The 20,362-nt window shown below is 73.1% G+C and carries 19 protein-coding genes, 1 pseudogene and 1 riboswitch; of the genes and pseudogenes, 9 read left to right on the forward strand and 11 right to left on the reverse strand.

The genetic code is table 11. From position 1 onward, the window contains the following. Nucleotides 1–151 precede the first annotated feature (151 nt). Complete coding sequence (locus DSM26151_RS12650; RefSeq protein ID WP_234659876.1) at nucleotides 152–1,546, forward strand: HNH endonuclease signature motif containing protein; 1,395 nt, start codon at nucleotides 152–154, stop codon at nucleotides 1,544–1,546. A 99-nt stretch (nucleotides 1,547–1,645) separates the two neighbouring features. Here DSM26151_RS12650 and DSM26151_RS12655 read toward each other — a convergent pair whose 3' ends face one another. From DSM26151_RS12655 to DSM26151_RS12675, 5 genes are all read right to left on the reverse strand, one after another. After that, complete coding sequence (locus DSM26151_RS12655; protein WP_234659877.1) at nucleotides 1,646–1,936, reverse strand: hypothetical protein; 291 nt, start codon at nucleotides 1,934–1,936, stop codon at nucleotides 1,646–1,648. 98 nt (nucleotides 1,937–2,034) lie between these two features. Further along, entirely contained in the window at nucleotides 2,035–2,802 is a 768-nt protein-coding gene (locus DSM26151_RS12660; protein WP_234659878.1) for a hypothetical protein, read from the reverse strand. 158 nt (nucleotides 2,803–2,960) lie between these two features. Further along, a complete protein-coding gene (locus tag DSM26151_RS12665; RefSeq protein ID WP_234659879.1) occupies nucleotides 2,961–4,343 on the reverse strand; it encodes a hypothetical protein in 1,383 nt (460 codons plus the stop codon). A 380-nt stretch (nucleotides 4,344–4,723) separates the two neighbouring features. Beyond that, nucleotides 4,724–5,839: a hypothetical protein gene (locus DSM26151_RS12670; RefSeq protein WP_234659880.1), complete on the reverse strand. Its 1,116-nt coding sequence runs from the start codon at nucleotides 5,837–5,839 to the stop codon at nucleotides 4,724–4,726. 93 nt (nucleotides 5,840–5,932) lie between these two features. Further along, complete coding sequence (locus DSM26151_RS12675; protein WP_234661896.1) at nucleotides 5,933–6,364, reverse strand: DUF1761 domain-containing protein; 432 nt, start codon at nucleotides 6,362–6,364, stop codon at nucleotides 5,933–5,935. 295 nt (nucleotides 6,365–6,659) lie between these two features. On the opposite strand from DSM26151_RS12675, the gene DSM26151_RS12680 reads away from it, so the two are divergent. Further along, entirely contained in the window at nucleotides 6,660–6,851 is a 192-nt protein-coding gene (locus DSM26151_RS12680) for a hypothetical protein (RefSeq protein WP_234659881.1), read from the forward strand. Between the two features lie 207 nt (nucleotides 6,852–7,058). Here DSM26151_RS12680 and DSM26151_RS12685 read toward each other — a convergent pair whose 3' ends face one another. Beyond that, nucleotides 7,059–7,688, reverse strand: coding sequence for a response regulator transcription factor (locus tag DSM26151_RS12685; RefSeq protein WP_234659882.1), 630 nt, complete (start codon nucleotides 7,686–7,688; stop codon nucleotides 7,059–7,061). Continuing rightward, nucleotides 7,685–8,956 carry a sensor histidine kinase gene (locus tag DSM26151_RS12690; protein WP_234659883.1) on the reverse strand — a complete coding sequence of 424 codons (1,272 nt, stop codon included), beginning with the start codon at nucleotides 8,954–8,956 and terminating at the stop codon, nucleotides 7,685–7,687. The genes DSM26151_RS12685 and DSM26151_RS12690 overlap by 4 nt, the downstream gene beginning before the upstream one ends. Before the next feature lie 114 nt (nucleotides 8,957–9,070). Between DSM26151_RS12690 and DSM26151_RS12695 the strand changes: the two genes are divergently transcribed. From DSM26151_RS12695 to DSM26151_RS12715, 5 genes are all read left to right on the forward strand, one after another. After that, nucleotides 9,071–9,544: a hypothetical protein gene (locus tag DSM26151_RS12695; protein WP_234659884.1), complete on the forward strand. Its 474-nt coding sequence runs from the start codon at nucleotides 9,071–9,073 to the stop codon at nucleotides 9,542–9,544. A gap of 7 nt (nucleotides 9,545–9,551) precedes the next feature. After that, nucleotides 9,552–9,652, forward strand: a riboswitch (TPP riboswitch). Beyond that, complete coding sequence (thiM, locus tag DSM26151_RS12700) at nucleotides 9,644–10,531, forward strand: hydroxyethylthiazole kinase (RefSeq protein ID WP_234659885.1); 888 nt, start codon at nucleotides 9,644–9,646, stop codon at nucleotides 10,529–10,531. (Overlaps the previous riboswitch by 9 nt.) Further along, nucleotides 10,528–11,217 carry a thiamine phosphate synthase gene (thiE, locus tag DSM26151_RS12705; protein WP_234659886.1) on the forward strand — a complete coding sequence of 230 codons (690 nt, stop codon included), beginning with the start codon at nucleotides 10,528–10,530 and terminating at the stop codon, nucleotides 11,215–11,217. Before thiM ends, thiE begins: the two co-directional genes overlap by 4 nt. Beyond that, nucleotides 11,214–12,824, forward strand: coding sequence for a bifunctional hydroxymethylpyrimidine kinase/phosphomethylpyrimidine kinase (locus DSM26151_RS12710; RefSeq protein WP_234659887.1), 1,611 nt, complete (start codon nucleotides 11,214–11,216; stop codon nucleotides 12,822–12,824). The genes thiE and DSM26151_RS12710 overlap by 4 nt, the downstream gene beginning before the upstream one ends. Further along, nucleotides 12,821–14,161, forward strand: coding sequence for an MFS transporter (locus DSM26151_RS12715; protein WP_234659888.1), 1,341 nt, complete (start codon nucleotides 12,821–12,823; stop codon nucleotides 14,159–14,161). Before DSM26151_RS12710 ends, DSM26151_RS12715 begins: the two co-directional genes overlap by 4 nt. A 44-nt stretch (nucleotides 14,162–14,205) precedes the next feature. On the opposite strand, the gene DSM26151_RS12720 is transcribed toward DSM26151_RS12715, so the two are convergent. From DSM26151_RS12720 to DSM26151_RS12730, 3 genes are all read right to left on the reverse strand, one after another. Then, on the reverse strand, nucleotides 14,206–16,032 hold the full coding sequence (locus tag DSM26151_RS12720; RefSeq protein ID WP_234659889.1) for an aminotransferase class V-fold PLP-dependent enzyme: 1,827 nt from the start codon (nucleotides 16,030–16,032) through the stop codon (nucleotides 14,206–14,208). Nucleotides 16,033–16,072: 40 nt separating this feature from the next. Continuing rightward, nucleotides 16,073–16,627 (reverse strand): dihydrofolate reductase family protein, encoded by a 555-nt coding sequence (locus tag DSM26151_RS12725; protein WP_234659890.1) that lies wholly within the window; start codon nucleotides 16,625–16,627, stop codon nucleotides 16,073–16,075. A 120-nt stretch (nucleotides 16,628–16,747) separates the two neighbouring features. Then, complete coding sequence (locus DSM26151_RS12730; RefSeq protein ID WP_234659891.1) at nucleotides 16,748–17,836, reverse strand: fatty acid desaturase family protein; 1,089 nt, start codon at nucleotides 17,834–17,836, stop codon at nucleotides 16,748–16,750. Nucleotides 17,837–18,014: 178 nt separating this feature from the next. Between DSM26151_RS12730 and DSM26151_RS12735 the strand changes: the two genes are divergently transcribed. Continuing rightward, nucleotides 18,015–18,698, forward strand: a complete 684-nt coding sequence (locus DSM26151_RS12735) for a DNA alkylation repair protein (protein WP_234659892.1) — start codon at nucleotides 18,015–18,017, stop codon at nucleotides 18,696–18,698. A gap of 113 nt (nucleotides 18,699–18,811) precedes the next feature. On the opposite strand, the gene gap is transcribed toward DSM26151_RS12735, so the two are convergent. Further along, nucleotides 18,812–19,807 carry a type I glyceraldehyde-3-phosphate dehydrogenase gene (gap, locus tag DSM26151_RS12740; protein WP_234659893.1) on the reverse strand — a complete coding sequence of 332 codons (996 nt, stop codon included), beginning with the start codon at nucleotides 19,805–19,807 and terminating at the stop codon, nucleotides 18,812–18,814. A 161-nt stretch (nucleotides 19,808–19,968) separates the two neighbouring features. On the opposite strand from gap, the pseudogene DSM26151_RS12745 reads away from it, so the two are divergent. Beyond that, nucleotides 19,969–20,292: pseudogene (locus DSM26151_RS12745) on the forward strand (VanZ family protein); the annotation flags it as partial. Between the last annotated feature and the right edge of the window lie 70 nt (nucleotides 20,293–20,362).

The following is a 20,362-nucleotide window of genomic DNA, read 5'->3' on the forward strand; positions in this document are numbered from 1 at the left end:
GAGCCGGTGACATCCGCTCGGCCTTGGGCGCCCTCGTTCGACCTGTCCTCCACAGGGCCGATTCGACAGCATCTTTTCACAGGGGATTTGGCAGGTCAGGCCTGTTTTCCATGGGTGAGCGGATGTCGGTGGGTCACCACAGAATCGAGACATGGAATCGCCCCTCAGCACCCTCGACCGCGACGTCGCGGCGTTGCGCGCGGCGTGGAGCGATGCGATGCCGCAGTTCCCGACGGTGACGGATGCCGCGACCCAGACCGAGATCGCCGAGATGAGCGATGACGGGCTGGTGCGTGTGGCCGACGCGCTCGCGCAGGTCCGGCGAGATGCCGAGATGCTCCTCGCGCGCGTGGCGGGCGAGGTGTCGAAGCGGTCGAGCACCGAACGCGGCGAAGCGAGCCTGGCCAGGGCCCGCGGCTTCCACAACCCGGTGCGGCTTATCGCCGCGTCGACCGGAGCCTCTCGAAGCGACGCGGCGAGGCTCATCGCGGTCGGCACCGCGACCGCCGAACGGCAGGGCTTCGGCGGCGCGCGGCTGCCGTCGCGGCATCCGCACGTCGCCGCAGCGCTCGAGTCGACCGCGATCGGCGTCGATGCGGCGTCGGCGATCACCACGATGCTCGAGCGGGTCCGGTGGCGCGCCGACCCCGAGTGGGCCGACACGGTCGAGGCATCCCTGGTCGAGCTCGCCGCTCGGGTACCGCTCGACCTGCTCATGCGCGGCATCCGCGAAGCCGAGGCGAGGCTCGACCGCGACGGCATCGAGCGTCGTGAAGAGCGATTGCGCGGTGAGCGATCGCTCACGATCCGCGAAGACGCGGCCGGCATGGTGCACCTCCACGCCCGGCTCGACCCCGAGACCGCAGCACCGATCAAGACGGCCGTCGAGGCGCTCGTCCGCGACGCACTGCGCCGCCGCGAGCCAGCCGCATCCGGCACCGGGCCCGTCGTCGACGACCAGCGCTCGATCCCCCAGATCCAGGCCGATGCGCTCGCCGCGATCGCACGACACAGCCTGGGGTGCGAGCAGACCCTCACCCCGCTCGCCAAGGCCACCGTGGTCGTGCGCCTCGACCACGACGCACTCGTCGACGGGCTCGGCGCCGCGCACATCGACGGCATCGATCAGCCCGTCTCCGCAACCACCGCACGCCGCATGGCGGCCGATGCCGAGCTCATCCCCATGGTGCTCGGTGGCGAAGGCCTCCCGCTCGACCTCGGCCGCTCTGCCCGGCTCTTCAGCCGCGCCCAACGGCTCGCGCTCGCCGAACGCGACGGCGGGTGCGCCTCATGCGGCCAGAACATCACCTACGTCGACGCCCACCACATCAGATGGTGGGAACGCGACGCCGGCCCGACCGACCTCGCCAACGGCGCGATGCTCTGCTCGTTCTGCCACCATCGCATCCACCGCGAGGGGTGGGGCATCCGCGCGACCCGATCCGAGGTGTGGTTCATCCCACCTCCGCACGTCGACCCCGACCAGGTGCCACGGCTCGGCGGGCGCGCGCGCTTCACGCCGACCGCGACGAGGTCGGCCGCGTGAGCGGGCAGCGCCGCAGTGCGCGCGGGCGGACGGGCGCTCCGGCGGGCGGGCGGTCGGGCCGGCGCGCGGGCGGGCCCGACCGCGCGTGCGCCCCGACCGTCAGGGCCCTTCGCCGGAGATGGTGACGGCGATGTACCCCTGTACCCGGGTCTCGCGGGCGAGCAGAAACAGGAGGCTCAGCAGGAAGAACCAGATGAACAGGACCACCATCACGATCGCCCATGCGGGCGTGTGGGTCGTCGTCGACGTCTGATCGTTCGTCGAGACGTTCACCTCGGCGATGGGCCAGGTTCCCGCCGGCGTCACGACGTGGTACTGCGTCGCGTGGATGTTGCCGATCGAGACGAGGAACGGTGCGGGCTGCGCGGAGCCGACTCGAGCGAGCGTCACGAAGGACGAGCGTAGCGAGGTGATGACTCGCGCGCGGTCACCCCACGCGAGCGAGTCCGCCGCTCTCACCGAGTCCGCCGCACTCACCTGCGCTGCGATCACTGCGGCATCGGCGCCACACCGACCCAGATCAGTCCGGAGAGCTCGTCCGTGTACACGTCGTCCACTGCGTCGATGGCGGGGCACGCGATGACGATCGACACGGTCTGGCGGATGCCGGTGAACGCGCGCGTCACCACGAGCACCTCCCCGGTCTGTTCGATGAGCGTTCCGCGGAAGCCCACCAGATCGACGAGATCGCCTCCCCCGACGTTCAGCGCAGTGTCTGATGCCCGCCCGGCATCGTCGAACGGGCCGACGATGCGCTCCAGTTCAGCGACGCTCGCGACACGGTCCCCCTGGTCTGCCGGGACCGATTCGGTCATGCCGCCGTTCCAGTACGAGACGGTGCAGCCCGTCGCGGGCTGCTCGAGTCCGGTACCGAACCCGATCGCGTCCGTCGTCGCCTGCCATCCACCGGCTCCCGACAGGTCGGTCATGACCGCGCTCGTCAATCCCTCGGGGAGCGGGACATCCCAGGGCAGGTCGGTCGGCATCGAGGCATCCGCACCGCCCGACGGGGTATTCGACGTCTCCGATGCGCCCTCCGAGGGCGACCCGGACGGCGACACCGCCGACGCCTCGGCGTCTGCCCCGCGTTCCTCCGCGATCGCACGCGTCTGCTCGATGACGGCCAGCGCACGGGGAACCACCAGCGCCAACACGAGTGCGTACAGCAGAACTCCGAGCACCACCGCCCAGGTCAGCCAGCGCCGTATCGGTGCCGTCCTCGAGGACTCCACGCCCTGATCCGCGGTCTCACCCATGCATCCACTCCATCCGCCCGTCGGCGCTCGACCCTCGCGGTCGGCCCCAATTGCGCGTCCACGCTAGGCAGGCTGAGGGCCGGTCGAGCCGGCCTTCGCGACGATGTGGATCACCGGACCCTCGCCGCGCGTGTGGAGGGGTGCTCGGTCGCCGTCGATCAGTCGAAGATGCCGTCCAGGATGCTGCCGATCACGAGCCCGCCGAGGATGCCGCCCATGACGTCGCCGCCGCCACCGCGACGCCCACCACCCCAGCCGGGCCCGCCGGGGCCCGCGGGCCCGCCTGGGCCGCCCCAGCCACCCCACTGCCCCGGCTCCTGCGGCCGCGACGCGTCGATGTCGCGACGGGCCAGGTGCAGCGCGTCACCCGCGAGGGATGCCGCACGCCGGGCGATCGCCATCGCCTGCTCGCGGTGGTCCTCGGCGATCACCGTGACGGTCGAGGCGGGCAGCCCGAGGAAGTGGTCGAGTTCGCGCCGAGTGCGCTCGGCCTCGGCGAGCCGGGTGCGGGCGTCGGCGCCGATCCAGCCGCGGTGGCCGGCGATCACGTCGCCCGCGACGGCGAGTTGCCGGTCGGCATCGTCGATCGCGTGGTGCACGTGGTCGAGGGGCGGCACGGGGCGTGCCGCACGCTCGCGAGCGGCGGCGATCGCGGCGTCCAACCCGGCGTTCGCGGTGCGCAGCCGGTCGAGCTGGGTGAACGGGTCGGTGGTGACGCCGGCGGCCGGAAGGGCCGCGAGCGCGGCCTGCAGTTCGGCGACCGCCGCCGCGACGCCGGCCGACGGCGGCTCCTTCCGCGCGACGACGAGGTCGCCGCGCGAGTCCTCGACGATCGCCGTGAGCGTCGACTCGGCGCGCAGCGCCTCGACCTCGAACGTCTCCACCGCGTCGAGCAGTGTCCTGGCCCGACGCACCGATTCAGCGGATGCCTCGAGTGCGAGGTTCGCCTGCTCGCGCTGCCCCGCTTCGCGCCGCCGCTCGGCGACGCCCGCACCGTGCTCGGCGAACCCGAGCAGCTGGTCGGCCTCGGCCGGGTTGCGGTCGACCTGGGCGAGCGCCTCGCGGGCGTACCGCATCGCCAGGCGGTCGATCGTCTCGCGGGCGTGCGGGATGCGTGCGCGCAGGCGCGCGACATCCGCTCTGATGCCGTCGATGATCTCGGGGGCGCGACGCGCGCGGGCGATGCGGTCGGCGAGCGCGACGGTCTGCTCGTCGAGCACGTCTTCGGCCCATTCGCAGAGCTGCACGATGCGCGCGTTGCGCGTGCGCAACTCGTCGGGGGTGTCCGGGAGGTGGTCGTGGTTGAGCTGGTGCAACCGGAACGCCTCGCCCAGGTGCGTGCGCACCGCGGCGAGCGCGTCGGAGAGCGACGTGGTCGCCTCCGGGCCGAGCTCGGCCTCGGCGAACGCGAGTTCGTCGGTCGTCACGCGGATTCGCTCGTCGGCGGCCACGAGCGCCGATCGGGCTCGCTGTGCGAGGTCGGCGTCGTGCGCCGCGAGCTCCTGCTCGTCGCGTTTGCGTCTGCCCCAGAACCCGGCCATGCCCTCGATCCTAGGGTCGGATGCGCGCCTCGGCGGCGCCGCGCCCGCGCCCCGAGTCCGCGTCCCGCGCCCGCGCCCCGGCTCGCAGCACCGGGTGACGAGCGCACGCCGGATCCGCATAGGGCTCGGATCCGGCGTGCGACGCGTCACGGGCCGACGTCGGGCGAAGGGGGTGCCGCTCGCCGGGGGGAGGTGCGAGCGGGCTCGCTCCGAAGCGTCGGCCCGGGGACCTCCCACTCAGGGATGTGGGTCGAACGTCCCACTACCAAAGGTAGCGCGCGCCACTGGGACGATGCTCCGCGCCGGCCGAGTGCCCGCTGGGAGCGGTGCCGCGCAACGCCACCCGGCGGCGCACTCGAACCGCCGCCGCGCCGCAGGGGTCAGCCCAGACGGGCGGGCATTCGCAGGCGCGATGCTCGTCGTCCGGCAGCTTCGCGTGCGAGCCGCACGGACTCCGCCGCGAGACCGGCGGCACGCTCGGCCAGCTCGATCGCCCGCGCCCGGTACCCCTCGTCGCTGACCGCCGTCTCGGCGGACGCGCTGCCCAGGTAGTGGCCGAGGTCGCTGCGGATGTGCTCGGACTCCGCGAGGCGCACGCGCGCCTCGGCACCGAACCGACCGGGACTGCCGTCGTACACCTCGCGCGCGACGACGATCCGGCGATCGGCGGCCTCGACCGCGTGCCGCACCTGGGCCGCCGTCGGGTGCGCGCCGGCCGCCCGGTCGCGCGGCGCGGTGGTCCCGGTACCGACCGTGCGAGCCGTGGAGCCGGTGCGACCGGCGCCGCCCACCAGCCCGGCCTCGGCCAGCAACGACTCGACCTCGAACGCCTCCACCGCATCGAGCAGCCCTTCGGCGCGGAGCACCGACGCAGCGGATGCCGCGAGCGCCACGTTCGACGGCTCATGCCGCCCCTCGGCATGCAGCCGCTCGCCGACCTGCGCACCCTGCTCGGCGATGGCGAGCAGCCGCTCCGCCTCGGCCGGGTACGCCGAGACCCCGATCGGAGTCTCACGCGGGTACCGCACCGCGAGGCGGTCCACGGCCTCGCGGGCGGCGGGCGCACGCGCGCGCACGCGCCCGATCTCGGCCAGCACGCCCGCGATCAGCTCCGGTCGACGCCGGACCCGCGCGATTCTGGCCGCGAGCGCCGACGTCTGCGCGTCGAGGAGCCGATCGACCCGGGCGCACACGGCGAGCACGAACTCCGAGCGCGCGGGCGCGGCATCCGTCGCCCCCGGCGGCGCCATCCGCTCCGGCCCGTTCACCCGGAAGGCGTGCGCGACCAGCGTGCGGGCGGTGGCGATCGCCTCCCCGAGGCGCACCACCGCCGGGTCGTCGCCCAGCTCCGCCTCGGCGAACGCGAGCTCCTCGACGGCGTTCCGGATGCGCTCGTCGACCGCGAACAGGGCCGACCCGGCCCGCCTCACCGCGTCGGCGCCGCGGGCCTCGAGTTCCCGCGCGCCGCGTCGGCGCACGGCCCTGAACCCGGCCATGGCACGATCCTACGTTCGGTGCGCCGGCGCCGCCATGGCGCCTCATGCCGGGGCGCGCGTCGCCCGCCCGACGCCCGTCGAGCGGACGCCCGCTCAGACGGTGCCGGCCGGCGGCCACACCCCGATGATGAGGCCCATCACGACGAGGGTCACCAGTTCGTGTGCGATGTTCATGACCGTCAGCGACGACGGGCGGCCCTCGAACGCGTCGTGCGTGATGAACCGCGCGGCCGTGAAGCCCGCCCAGAGGATCACCGCCGTCAGCAGCGCCGCAAGCAGGTACCCGCCGCCGTAGAAGTGCCACGCGATCGTCGAGGCCCCGGCGAGCACCCACGCCGTGACGAAGCTCACGATCACCGTCACGATGATCGGCATGGTCGCGCTCATGCCCTCGCGGTCCAGGTCGACCTTCGCGAGTTCGGCCCACCGCCTGCCGAACACGCCACGCGCGTACCAGATCGACCCGACGACCAGGCTCGACACCGTGGCCAGCAGCACCGCCCAGTAGTTGATCTCGGGGATGATCATCTCCGCCTCCTCGCCGCGGCCCGCGCCGCTCATCGGTGAGTTGCACTCGGTGAGCGCGAGCGTACTCCTCTACGGGAGGGGGCGGGCGAAGCGCGGCGGCCCGGCGCATCCGCTTGCCACCGAGCGCAGAAAACGCATGAGAATCCGCCCGATGCCCGGCCTGACAGGGACATCAGGCGGAATCTCATGCACTCCTGTGTGGCCGGGCCGTTCCAGCCCCCACCCGTGCCGGCCGACCGACCTCCGCCGGGCGCGTGGGCCGGCGCCTGGCGCGACGCGCCAGAATGGGCCCGTGGATGACCCGCAGGCGACGCCCCACGACGCGAACGCGCCCGACGCGAACGCGCCCGACGCGCCCGCGCCCGACGACGAGCAGGACGGGATGCCCGACGCCGTCTGCTGGCTCGCCGCGACGTGCGACTCGTGCGGAGCGCTGGTCGAAGGCGGCACCTGCTGGAACTGCGGCGCGCGGCGTTCAGGCTGAGACGCCCGCATCGGCGCCGGGTTCCGCCCGCGATGGCGCGGGGAACCACACCAGGGCCCAATGCCGAACTCGCAACCGCAACCCCGAGTTCCTCGGAACGCATGAGATTCCGGCAGATGCGTCCCGTGGGGCGGGCATCTGCCGGAATCTCATGCGTCTTCGACCGAGCGGATGCCACGAGCATGCCGCGGCACGCGCGCGGCGCGCTCAGATCCAGCCGTGCTGCCAGGCCGTCTCGGCCGCCTCGTGGCGCGAGCCCGCGTCGAGCTTGGTCATCGCCGACGACAGGTAGTTGCGCACGGTGCCGTGCGCGAGATGCAGGCGGTCGGCGATCTGCTGCACGCTGAGGTTCGTGCGCGAGAGCCGGAGCGCGTCGAGTTCGCGTTCGGTGAGCGGGCAGCGTTCGGCGGTGAGCGCGGTCGCGGCGATCTCGGGGTCGATGTAGCGCCGCCCGGCGGCGACGTCGCGGATGACGTGCGCGAGTTCCTCGGCCGGGGTCGACTTCGGCACGAAGCCCGAGACGCGAGCGGCGAGCGCGCGGCGCAGCACGCCGGGGCGGGCGTGGCGGGTCACGATGACCACGCGCGTGGGCACGTCCGCGAGGATGCGCGCGGCGGCCTCGACCCCGTCGACGTTCGGCATCTCGAGGTCGAGCAGGCACACGTCGGGCCGGGTCTCGCGCGCCGCGTCGATCGCCGCGGCACCGTCGTCGACGCTCGCGACGACCTCGATGTCGGCCTCGAGGCCGAGGAGGGCGACGAGTGCGCCGCGGATCAGGTGCTCGTCGTCGGCGATGAGCAAGCGGATGCCGCCGGCATCCGCTGCCCGGGCGGTCACCGTGCGCCGCCCGCTGCGGGCGAGACGGATGCCGCGGATCCGGCCGTCGCATCCGGCCGCCCCGCACGTGCGGGCACGCCCGCCCGCACCTCGAACCGGTCCCCCGACCGGCCCGCGACGCGCGTGTCGAGCCGGCCGCCGACCGCCGCGAGTCGCTCGCGGAGCCCCGCGAGCCCGCTCCCGGGAACCCGGCCCGACCCGGCACCGGCCCCGGCCCCGGCCTCGCGCGCGCCCTCGACGCGCACCCCGTCGTTGACGATCACGAGACTCGCGCCATCCGCTCCCGACTCGACCTCGATCCGCACCTCGCTCGCCTCCGCATGGCGCAGGATGTTCGTCGTCGCCTCGCGGACGACCGCGCCGAGCGCGCCCCGCACCGCGGCGTCCTCGGGCAGCGCGGCGACCCGCAGTTCGCAGCGCGCACCGGCCGCGGCGAGCACCTCGCGGGCGTTCTCGAGTTCGTCGTCGAGGGCGATCTCGCGGTATCCGGCGACGAGGTGGCGCGTCTCCTCGAGGGCCTGCTGCGCGATGAGGCGGGTCTCGTGCAGGTGCTCGCGCGCGGCATCCGGGTCGATCGCGAGGAGCCGTTCGGCGAGTTCGGCCTTGAGCGAGATGACCTGGAGGTGGTGGCCCTGGATGTCGTGCAGGTCGGAGGCGAACCTGAGTCGTTCGCGCGTGACCGCGAGCTCCGCGGAGGCGCGGCGGTGCCGGTCGAGCTCCTGGACGACCCACCAGAACCACAGGCTCGTGAGGATCATGAACGGCAGCATGACCGCGTAGAGCACGAGTGCCCACCCGCCCGGCCCGAGGGCTTCGAGCGCCTCGCGTCCGGGTGCGGCGAGCGCCACGTGGGCGAGCGTGATGGCCGCACCCCCGGCGAGGATGCCCCATCGGGCCGTGCCCGTGAGCAGCGGCGCGATGAGGCAGGCCGCGACCCACAGCAGGATGGCGCCGGAAAGCGCCGCACCCTCGGCGAACAGCCCGACGACCCAGGCGAGGCCGCCGGTCGCGAGCAGCGCCACCGTCCACCGTGCGGCGGGCAGCCCACCGCCGCGGCCGACCCGCAGGAACCAGCAGTAGCGCACCTGGACCACCATCGCGGCGAGCATCGACACGACCAGCACGACGAGCATCCGGTCCCCGGTCGCGGCGACGCGCTCGGCGACGGAGAGCATCGTGATCGCGTCGAGGAACAGCACGAGGAACACGATCGATCCGAGCGTGTACACCCACGTCGCGTGCACGCCGCGGACCTGATCCGGAACCATGCACCCGAGCGTAGGGCAGTGACATCTGTCACGGTCCGCGTGTGCCGACCCGCACGAACAGGTCGTGACCGCGCGACACTGCCGCCTCGCCCGCGCTCCCGGGAGCATCGAAGCATGATCGAAACGCTCCAGGACTTCGTCGCCTCCCTCCCCGCCGCCCTCCAGGGCCTCGGCATCGCGCTCATCGCGGCGATCCCGTTCGTCGAGTCGTACTTCGGTGCGACGATCGGCGTCGTGCTCGGCCTCCCGCCGGCGGTCGCGATCACCGCCGCCGTGCTCGGCAACGTCATCTCGATGCTCGTCGTGGTGCTCGGCGCGCACCGCGCGCGCACCCGCATCGTCGCCGGCCGCGAACCGGTCGAGGCCTCGCCCCGCCGGCAGAAGCTGCGCCGCGCGTTCGACCGCTACGGCGTCGCCGGGGTGAGCCTCGTGGGCCAGACCATCCTGCCGAGCCAGATCACGTCCGCCGCGATGGTGTCCTTCGGCGCCTCGCGCAACGCGGTCATCATGTGGCAGGTGATCTCGATCCTCCTGTGGGGTGTGGTGTGCGGGGTCATCGCGTCGCTCGGCGTCTCGGTCATCGGCTAGGCTCGCCATCGTTGACACGGGGTGCCGTGCGGTCACCGCGCGGCTGAGATCACACCCGTCGAACCTGATCTCGATCATCCGAGCGAAGGGATGTCGCGAATGAGCGAACGTCTGTCCATCGACCCTGCCCACCTGACGGAGGCGAGCGGCGCGCTGCTCGAACACCTCCGCGCCACCTCGCCGCTGGTGCACTGCATCACCAACAGCGTCGTGACCAACTTCACCGCCAACGCGCTGCTGGCGCTCGGCGCCGCGCCCGCGATGGTCGACATCGTCGGCGAGGCGGGCCTGTTCGCGGGGGCCGCGAACGGCATGCTCGTGAACCTCGGCACGCCGAATCCCGAGCAGCGCGACGCGGCGCGCGAGGCCGCGCCGGCGGCCCACGGCGCCGGAACGCCGTGGGTGCTCGACCCCGTCGCGGTCGGGGCGCTGCCGATCCGCACGGCGCTCGCCCGCGAACTGCTCGAGTTCCGGCCGACCGCGATCCGCGGCAACGCCTCGGAGGTGCTCGCGCTCGCCGGGGCCGGTGCGGGCGGGCGCGGCGTCGACGCGTCCGATGAGACGGATGCCGCCGGCGCCGCCGCGGCACGCCTGGCCGACGGGTTCGGCTCGACCGTGGCCGTGTCGGGCCCGGTCGACCTCGTCACCGACGGCGTGCGGTGCGTGCGCATCGCCAACGGCGACGCGCTGCTGACCCGCGTCACCGGGGGCGGGTGCGCGCTCGGAGCGGTGACGGCCGCGTTCCTCGCGGCCGCACGCGCAACGGATGCCGGACTCGACGACCTCGGCGCGACCGCCGCCGCGACGCTCGTGTACACGGTCGCCGCGGAGCTCGCCGCCGCCGGGGCCGACGGGCCCGGCTCGTTCGCGGTGGCGTTCCTCGACGCGCTCGCCTCGGTCGACGCGAACGACCTCGCGGCGCGCGCCCGCGTCGAGGTCGGCACGCTCGCGGTCCAGGCGGCCGGCGCGACCGGGGCCGCCCGGTGAGCGCGCGCCGCGCACCCGACCTGTCCGTCTACCTCGTCACCGACGCCGCGCTGTGCGGCGCGCGGGGCGTGGCATCCGTCGTCGCCGACGCCGTCGCGGGCGGCGCGGGCATCGTGCAGCTCCGCGAGAAGCACGCGCCCGACGCCGACGTGCTGCGCGAACTCGAACGCGTCGCCGCGGCGGTCGACGGGCGCGCGACCCTCGTCGTGAACGACCGGCTCGACGTCGTGCTCGCGGCGCGTGAACGCGGGATCCCCGTCGACGGCGTGCACCTCGGCCAGGGCGATGCCGCCGTGCTGCGCGCCCGCGACCTGCTCGGCCCCGACGCGATCGTGGGGCTCACCGCGAACACCCGGGCGCACGTCGACGCGGTCGCGCGGATGCCTCGCCGCACCGTCGACTACCTCGGCGTCGGCGTCATCCGCCCCACCGCCACCAAGGCCGACCACCCGCCGGCACTCGGCGTCGACGGGTTCGCCCGCATCGCCGCGGCCGCCGAAGCGCCCTGCGTCGCGATCGGCGGGGTCGGCGTCGCCGATGCCGCGCCGCTGCGCGCCGGGGGCGCTGCCGGGATCGCGGTCGTCAGCGCGATCTGCGCCGCCCCCGACCCCCGCGCGGCGACCGCCGCGTTCGTCGCCGCGTGGGCCGCGGCATCCGTCACGACCCTCCGGGAGAGCACCCGATGAGCACCGTGCCCCGCGTCCTCAGCATCGCCGGCAGCGACCCGTCCGGCGGCGCCGGCATCCAGGCCGATCTCAAGTCCATCGCCGCGACCGGCGGCTACGGCATGGCCGCGATCACCGCGCTCACCGCGCAGAACACGCGCGGCGTGCGCGGCGTGCACGTGCCGCCCGCCGCGTTCCTCGCCGACCAGCTCGACGCGATCGCCGACGACATCGAGATCGACGCCGTCAAGATCGGCATGCTCGGCACCGCCGACGTCATCCGCGTCGTCGCCGACTGGCTCGGCCGCACGCGACCCCCCGTCGTCGTGCTCGACCCCGTCATGGTCGCCACGAGCGGCGACCGGCTGCTCGACGCCGACGCCGAGGCCGCGCTCGCAGCGCTCATCCCGCACGCCGACCTGATCACCCCGAACCTCGCCGAACTCGCGGTGCTCGCGGGCGCGCCCGCACCCGCGACGACCTGGGCCGGGGCCATCGGCCAGGCGGAGACCGTCTCCGCGACGTTCGGTGTGCGCGTGCTCGCCAAGGGCGGACACCTCGGCGGCGCGACCGCGCCCGACGCGCTCGTCGACGCGACATCCGCTTCGGTCGTCGAGTTCGCCGGCGAACGCATCGAGACCACCGCGACCCACGGCACCGGATGCTCGCTGTCCTCGGCCATCGCGACCCTGCGCGCCCGCACGGGCGACTGGGAGCCCGCGATCCGCGAAGCGCGGCGGTGGCTGCGCGAGTCCCTGCGTCACGGCGAGGCCCTCGAGGTCGGCGGCGGCCACGGCCCCGTCGACCACTTCGCCGGCCTGCGCACCCGCGGGGGCCTCGAGACCGCGCCCACCGCCGACGAGATCGCGGCCGACTGGTGGGCGCGCATCGAAGACCTGCGGCTCGGCATCGACGAGCTCCCGTTCATCCGCGCCCTCGCCGATGGCACGCTCGAACGCGCACCCTTCCTCGACTACCTCGGGCAGGACGCGCTCTACCTGCACGACTACGCGCGCGTGCTCGCCGCCGCCGCCCAGCTCGCGCCCGACACCGCCGCGCAGGGATTCTGGGCGCAGGGCGCGAACGGCGCGATCGTCGGAGAGCTCGAACTGCACGAGTCCTGGCTCGGCGACACGGCCGTCGCGAACGACGCCATCGAGCCGGGGCCGGCCACCGTCGCCTACCTCGACCACCTGCTGGCGTGCGCCGCACGCGGCGACTACGCCGTGCTCGTCGCCGCGATCCTGCCCTGCTACTGGCTCTACTCCGACCTCGGCGAACGCCTCGCCGCGGGCCGGTTCGGGGAGTGGGCGATCGACCCGGCGCACCCGTACGCGTCGTGGCTGGAGACCTACGGCGACCCGGCCTTCGCCCAGGCGACGCGCACCGCGATCGAGACGGTGACCGAGGTCGCCTCGCGCGCGACGCCCGAGACGCGCGAACGGATGTGGCGGGCGTTCCGCGTCTCATCCGAGCACGAGCTCGCCTTCTTCGCCGCACCGATCGAGCGGGCCGAAGCGGTGGCGCGGGCGGCCGCCGAGCCCGACGGCGCGAGAGCGGATGCCGCCGGCGAACCCGATGCCGCCGAAGCGGATGCCGCCGCAGCGACCGCCGAGGCCCGCGCGTGAGCGCCGCGAACGGGGCGGCCGTCGCGTCCGCCGAGACCGCTGCGCCCGGCACCCCCGACGCCCCCACCCCGAACGACCGGCGCGGCGCGCGCCGCGCCGTGACCGCGGCATCCGTCGGCACGGTGCTCGAGTGGTACGACTTCTTCCTCTACGGAACGGCCGCGGCACTCGTCTTCCCTGCCCTGTTCTTCCCCGGCGAGGACCCGCTCACAGGCGTGCTGCTCTCGTTCGCCGTGTACGCGACCGGGTTCGTCGCGCGCCCGCTCGGCGGGCTCGTCTCGGGGTACTTCGGCGACCGTGTCGGCAGGCGGCGCACCCTGCTCGCGACGCTCGTCGTCATGGGCGTCGCGACGGCGCTCATCGGCCTGCTGCCGACCTACGAGCAGGTCGGCGCGCTCGCGCCCGTGCTCCTCGTCGCACTGCGCTTCGTGCAGGGTGCCGCGACCGGCGGCGAATGGAGCGGGGCCGTGCTGCTCGCGCTCGAGCACGCGGGCACCCGGCGCGGCATCGCGGGCGGGCTCGTCTCGAGCGCGGTCTACCTCGGCCTGATCCTCGGCAACCTCGCGTTCATCGTGCTCGTCGCCGCGCTCGACGAGGAGAGCCTGCTGGCGTGGGGATGGCGGGTGCCGTTCGTCGCGAGCGTCGTGCTCATCGGGGTCGGCCTCTACCTTCGCGCGAAGGTCGACGAGTCGCCCGAGTTCCTCGCGGTCGTCCGCGAGGGCCGCCGAGCACGCCAACCCCTCGCGGCGGCGCTCCGCGAACCGCGGAACGTGATCGCCGTCTTCCTCGTGCGCGTCGGCCAGAACACGAACTTCTACGTCATCTCGGTGTTCTGCCTCGGGTACGCCTCGACCGTGCTCGGCATGGAACGGTGGGTCACGCTCACGGCGCTGCTCGCGGGCGCGAGCGTCGCGGCCGTCCTCTGCCCGATCTGGGGTGCGCTCGGCGACCGGCTGGGCGCCCGCCGCGTCGCGATCGGGTCGCTCGCCGGGCTCGGGCTGCTCGCCGTACCGCTGTTCGCGGTGCTCGACACCGGTGAGGCGATGCTCGTCATCACCGTCGTGACCCTCGCGATCGGGTTCGTCAACGCCGCGGCCGACGGCGTGCAGCCGGCCTGGTTCGCGTCGCTGTTCCCGGCGCCCGTGCGATACTCGGGCATCACGATCGGCCGCGAGGCCGCCGGGATCGTCGGCGGCGGGCTCGCACCGCTCGCCGCGACCGCTCTGCTCGCGTCGACCGGCCACTGGTGGCCGATCGCGGTGCTCATGATCGCGACCGCGGCCCTCGGCATCATCGGTGCCGCGCTCGCGCGCCCGGTCGACACCCGGAACGCATGAGATTCCGCCCGATGCCCCCTCCTGGCGAGGCATCGGGCGGAATCTCATGCAGGAGGACTCGCCGCCAGGCACACCGCGGGTAGCTCGAACCACCGGAGGTGCTCGAAGTCCTCGGAGAGCCCGAGCGCTGCGGCATCCGTCATGGGCTCGCGCCCCCCGACCGCTGCTGGTCTCGCCGCCGCGAAGACGGCCTCCGCGTCGCGGAGATACCCGGCGAGCGCGGCCTCGGGCGCCCGGTCGTCGTGGTGCGGATAGCTCAGCCGCCCCTCGCCGTCGTACGTCACGTGCGAGAGCCGCAGCGGCGGCTCGGCCGGCCCGCGGCGGTGCCGCCAGAGCCCCGACTCCGGCTCGAACGTGTAGTCCGCCAGGAGCCGCCATCCGTCCCGGGCCACCATGCGCACGGCCTCGACGAGGTATTCGAACACCGCGTCGGAGATGAAGTAGTTGAAGTTGATGCGCACCCAGCCGGGCTTGATGCCCTCGCACCCGCGGGAGATCTCGCGCTCGAACTCGTGCGAGCGCTCGATGCCGATGCCGAGCAGGTCGTGGCCGTAGGGGCCCGCGCACGAGCACCCGCCGCGCGACTGGATGCCGAACAGGTCGTTCAGCAGCGCGACCACGAAGTTGTGGTGCAGGTAGCGCCCGCTCGGAGCCCGCACGACGAACGACACGATCGACAGCCGTTCCGCATCGAGGTTGCCGAGCACCTCGATCGCGGGCTCCTCGTGCCATGCCGTGACCGCCCGGTGCAGGAAGTCCTCCTCGAGCGCGCGGATCGTCGGCACGCCCACGGCGCCCTTGAGCCCGAAGACGAGCCCCGCGCGGATCGCCTCGACGATCGCGGGCGTGCCGCCCTCCTCGCGCTGGGCGATGTCGACGAGGTAGTCGTGCTCGGTCGGATTGACGAACGCGACGGTGCCGCCGCCCGGAACGTCCGGCACGCGGTTCACGGCGAGTTCGCGCCGCACGACGAGCACGCCAGGGGTCGAGGGTCCGCCGATGAACTTGTGCGGGCTGAGGAAGATCGCGTCCTTGTACGCACCCGAGGCGAACGCCGCCGACGGCTCGCCGTGGTACATCTCGATGTCGACGTAGGGCGCAGCCGCGGCGAAGTCCCAGAACGACAACGCGCCGTGCGCGTGCAGCATCGCGGAGATCCGGGCGGTGTCGCTGACGATGCCCGTGACGTTGCTGGCGGCCGAGAACGACCCGATCCGCAGCGGCCGGGCCTCGTGCCTGAGCAACTCCGCCTCGAGCACGTCGAGGTCGACGTGCCCGTCGGCGTCCTGCGGGATCGTCACGACGTCGGCGATCGACTCGCGCCACGGGAGCTCATTCGAGTGATGCTCGAACGGTCCGATGAACACGACCGGGCGTTGCTCGGCCGGGATCGCGGCATCCAACCCGTACCGGTCCTCGAGCGCCGACGGGATCCGCAGTCCGAGCATGCCGACGAGCTTGTCGATCGCGCCGGTCGACCCCGACCCGGTGAAGATCACGACCGTGTCGTCGTCGCCGCCGACCTCGTCGCGGATGCGCGCGCGGGCGTCCTCGCGCAGGCGGGTGGTCTGCAGGCCCGTGCCGCTGGACTCGGTGTGCGTGTTGGCGTACCTCGGCAGCACCTCATCGCGGATGAAGTCCTCGATGAAGGTCAGGGCCCGACCGGATGCCGTGTAGTCGGCGTAGGTCACCCGCCGCGGGCCGTACGGCCCCGGCAGGACCTGGTCGTCGCCGATGACCGAGTCGCGGATGCGGCGGACGAGGGGTGCGTCGCGGATCGCATCGATCCGCGCGCGGCCGCGCGGATCGTCGCGGCCGGGCGGATCGTCGCGGCCGGGCGGATCGTCGGTGAGGGTCGTCTGCGCGTCCACGCGCGCAGGCTACCGCCGTCGTGCGCCGGCCACCACCGTCTCAGCGCACCACGTCGAACACGTTCTTGACGACGCCGTTGGCGTAGGCCTCGTGTTCGACGAGCTTCAGCGAGCCCTGCTCGTGTCCGTCGAACAGGCGCTTGCCCTCGCCCAGTACGACCGGGAACACCAGCAGGTGGTAGCGATCGACGAGCCCGGCGGCCGCGAGCCCCTTCGCGAGCGTGGCGCTGGCGTGCACGATGATCGGCGCACCCTCGCCGCGCTTGAGCTCGGCGACCTCGTCGAGCGAGCGCAGCACCGTCGTGTCGTGCCACTCGGGGTCGGTGAGGGTCGAGGAGACCACGTACTTGGGCATCGCGTTGTACCCGGCGAACTCCTCGGTCATGCCCGGCCAGACGGGCGCGAACTCGTCGTAGGTGACCCGGCCCATGAGCATCGCGCCGGCCTCGGCCTGCTCGCGCCCCTTGATCTCGTAGGCCTCCTCGACGAACGGGACTTCCGTGAAGGTCCAGCCGGCACGGGGGTGGTCGCCCCCGCCGGGCGAGTCGACGATGCCGTCGAGGGTCATGAACTCGGTCACGATGAGGGTGCGCATGGGTCGTCCTTCGCTGGTTCCGGCGAGGCGTGAGGTCGCCTCTCATTCTGGACGTCGAACGGGCGCGAGCGCGATCGACACGGAGGAGGGGTCGTTCCAGAGCGGATGCCGCGGCCGCCGTCACACGGTCAGGCTCGCGCGCTGCTCCGCGAGCGGGCAGACGAACGGGTCGCGCTCGCCGAGCCCGACGCGGTTGATGTACCGCAGCACGATGCCGTAGCTCTCCAAGAGGCCGGTCGAGGTGTACCGCACGCCCTGCTCGCGGCAGTACCCGGCGATGACCTCCGCGGCCGCACGCAGGTGGGGGCGGGGCATCGACGGGAACAGGTGGTGCTCGACCTGGTAGTTGAGGCCGCCCATCACGACATCCAGGAACCGGCTGCCGCGGATGTTCCGGCTCATGAGCACCTGGCGGCGCAGGAAGTCCAGCTTCATGCCCTTCGGCACGAGCGGCATCCCCTTGTGGTTGGGTGCGAACGACATGCCCATGTACACGCCGAACACGCCGAGCTCCACGGCGAGGAACGCGGCGGCGACCCCGGGCGAGAGCACCAGGAAGACGAGGGCGGCGAACCCGCCGATGCGCAGCGCGAGGAATGCGATCTCGACCGGGCGTCGGGACACCTTCTGGCGGACGAGGACGCGGCGCACGCTCGAGGCGTGCAGCGACAGGCCCTCGAGGAGCAGGATCGGGAAGAAGAAGACGCCCTGGTGCGCCATGATCCAGCGCATCGGCCGTGTGCGGGTGCGTGCCGCACGATCCGGCGTGACGGCGACGACCGGGAGGTCGATGTCGGGGTCCGCCCCGAGTTGGTTGGGCGCCGCGTGGTGGCGGGTGTGCTTGTGCTGCCACCATCCGTAGCTCATGCCGATGAAGAGGTCGCCGACGATGAGGCTGATCCAGTCGTTCCAGCGACCCGAGCGGAAGATCTGGCGGTGGGCGGCGTCGTGGCCGAGGAACGCGGTCTGGGTGAACAGCACCGCGAATCCGACCGCGGTGAACATCTGCCACCAGGTGTCGCCGATCCAGATGAAGACCGTGATCGCGGCGGCGAACGCCACGGGCACCGAGACGAGCTTCGTCCAGTAGTAGCCGTAGCGGCGCCGCATGAACCCGGCGCTCCTGACGCGGCGGGCGAGTTCGGTGAAGTCGCTGTTGGTGCGGCGTGCGTCGTGGGACGTGGTCGCGACCTGGATGTTCTCGGTCATGACGACCTGCTTCCCCGCACGACATGGTGCGTGGGCGGACCCGAGGTCGGTGTCTCCGGCTCGACCGAGCCTGCCTTCCTTCAGGCTACGACCGAGACGGCGTTCGAAGTCGGATACACGACGTTCTCCCAGCGGGTCGACACGCCACACTCAGGGTGACGGGACGTAGCCTGAGTCCATGGCCACCACCGCAGCCGACCTGCTCACGGAGCTCCGGGAAGCGGGTCGGCGCGACCAGCGCCCCCAGACGCACTACCGCGGGGGCGCGGCGGTCCTCGGCGTGCGGATGGGCTCGCTGTTCGAGATCGCGAAGCGATACTCCGCGCTGCCGCGACCGGAGATCGAGTCCCTGCTCGACGAGGCCGAGTACGAATCCCGCCTGGCGGCGTTCTGCGTCATGGACTTCTCGGTGCGCGGTCGCGTCGGCGACGACCTCCGTCACGAGCGCTTCGAGCTGTACCTGCGTCGGCACGACCGCATCGATTCGTGGGACATGGTCGATCGGGCCGCTCCGCGCGTGGTCGGCGAGTACCTCGCCGCCCGGCCGCGCGACCCGCTGTTCGAGCTCGCCGCGAGCACGGATCCGTTGAGGCGCCGAACGGCGATGACCGCACCGCTGGGGTTCCTCCGCCGCGGCGACGACGACGCCCGGGCAGACCTGTACCGCCTCGCCGCGGCGCTCATGGGCGATCCGGACCCGGTCGTGGGCAAGCCCGTCGGGATCGCCCTGAGACACGTCGGCGCGGTCGACCCCGACGGGCTCGTCGCGTTCCTCGACGCCAACCACGAGCGGATGCCGCGGCCGATGCTGCGCCAGGCGCGCGAGAAGCTCCCTCCCGGGACCCGCTGGTCGCCGAGCTGAGCCGGAACGCACGAATCGCGTCGGCGGGCGCTCCACACACCCGCCGACGCGATGTCGGTTCCGACCGGCCCCAGGGCAGGCGATGCCTGACCGGTCGGCGTTCGTGTTCCCCGCTACGCGGCCAGGAGGCCGAGCGAGTCGATGACGCGGTTCGAGAAGCCCCACTCGTTGTCGTACCAGGCGACGACCTTGACGTGCTTGCCGTCGACGCGCGTGAGTGCGGCGTCGAAGATCGACGAGTGCGGGTTGCCGACGATGTCGCTCGAGACGAGCGGCTCCTCGGAGTACTCGAGGACGCCCTTCAGCGGCCCCTCGGCGGCGGCGCGGTACGCGGCCAGCACCTGATCGAGCGTGACGTCGTTCGAGACGGTCGCGTTGAGCTCGACGATCGAGCCCACCGGCACGGGCACGCGCATGGCGTCGCCGTTGAGCTTGCCGTCGAGGTTCGGCAGCACGAGGCCGATGGCCTTGGCCGCGCCGGTCGAGCTGGGGACGATGTTCTCCGCGGCCGCTCGCGCGCGGCGCGCGTCGGAGTGCGGCGAGTCCTGCAGGTTCTGGTCCTGCGTGTAGGCGTGCACGGTGGTCATGAAGCCGTGCTCGATGCCGGCGAGGTCGTCGAGGACCTTCGCGAGCGGTGCGAGGGCGTTGGTCGTGCAGGACGCGTTGGAGACGATCTCGTGCGAGGCGGCGTCGTAGGCGTCGGTGTTCACGCCGAAGGCGAGGGTGACGTCGGCGCCCTTCGACGGAGCGCTCACGAGCACCTTCTTCGCGCCCGCTGCGAGGTGCGCGCGTGCGGCCTCGGCGTCGGTGAAGCGACCGGTCGCCTCGAGCACGATGTCGACGCCGAGCTCGCCCCAGGGGAGCTTGGCGGGGTCGCGCTCGGCGAGCACCTTGACGGGCGTGCCGTCGATGACCAGGACGTCGCCGTCGACCTGGATGTCGCGACCGAAGCGGCCGCCGACGGTGTCGTACTTGAGCAGGCGTGCCAGCGCTGCGGGCTCGGTGAGGTCGTTGACCGCGACGAGTTCGAGGTCGGCGTCGCGCTCGATGAGGGCGCGGACGACGTTGCGGCCGATGCGGCCGAATCCGTTGACGGCGATGCGAGTCATTCCGGGGTCCTTTCTTGTTGCCGCATCCACCCTGACCGCCGATGCGCCCCTCGACCAGTGGCCGGGGCGTCAGCATCCGAAAGGATCTCGCCAAGCCTCAAGCCTCAAGCCTCAAGCCTCGCCCCCAGCCGACTCATAGCCTCGGCCGGGACGATCGGGGCATGCGCCCGTCCCGCTCCGCCGCCGTACTGCTCATCGCGTACGCCGCAGCGGTGCTGTGGGCGACGCTCGGGCACGCGCCCGGAGCGGTCCTCGGCAACGAGGCTCCGGGCGGGGTGCTCGATCCGCGGACCTGGCTCGCCGCCGACACCTGGCGCACCGGCTCGCCGACCGAGTTCGCCCTCAACGTGCTGCTGTTCGTGCCGTTCGGCGCGTTGCTCGCGTTCGCCCTGCGCGGCATCCCGGCCGCCCTGCCCGCGCTCGTGGCCGGCGGCTTCGCGCTCATGATCGAGGTCGCGCAACTCCCGCTCGACGACCGCATCTCCGACCCGCGCGACCTCGTCGCGAACGGCCTCGGCGCGGTGATCGGCGTCGCGATCGCGCGCACGTCCGACG

The sequence above is a fragment of the Agromyces marinus genome (assembly GCF_021442325.1).
Lineage (GTDB): Bacteria > Actinomycetota > Actinomycetes > Actinomycetales > Microbacteriaceae > Agromyces > Agromyces marinus.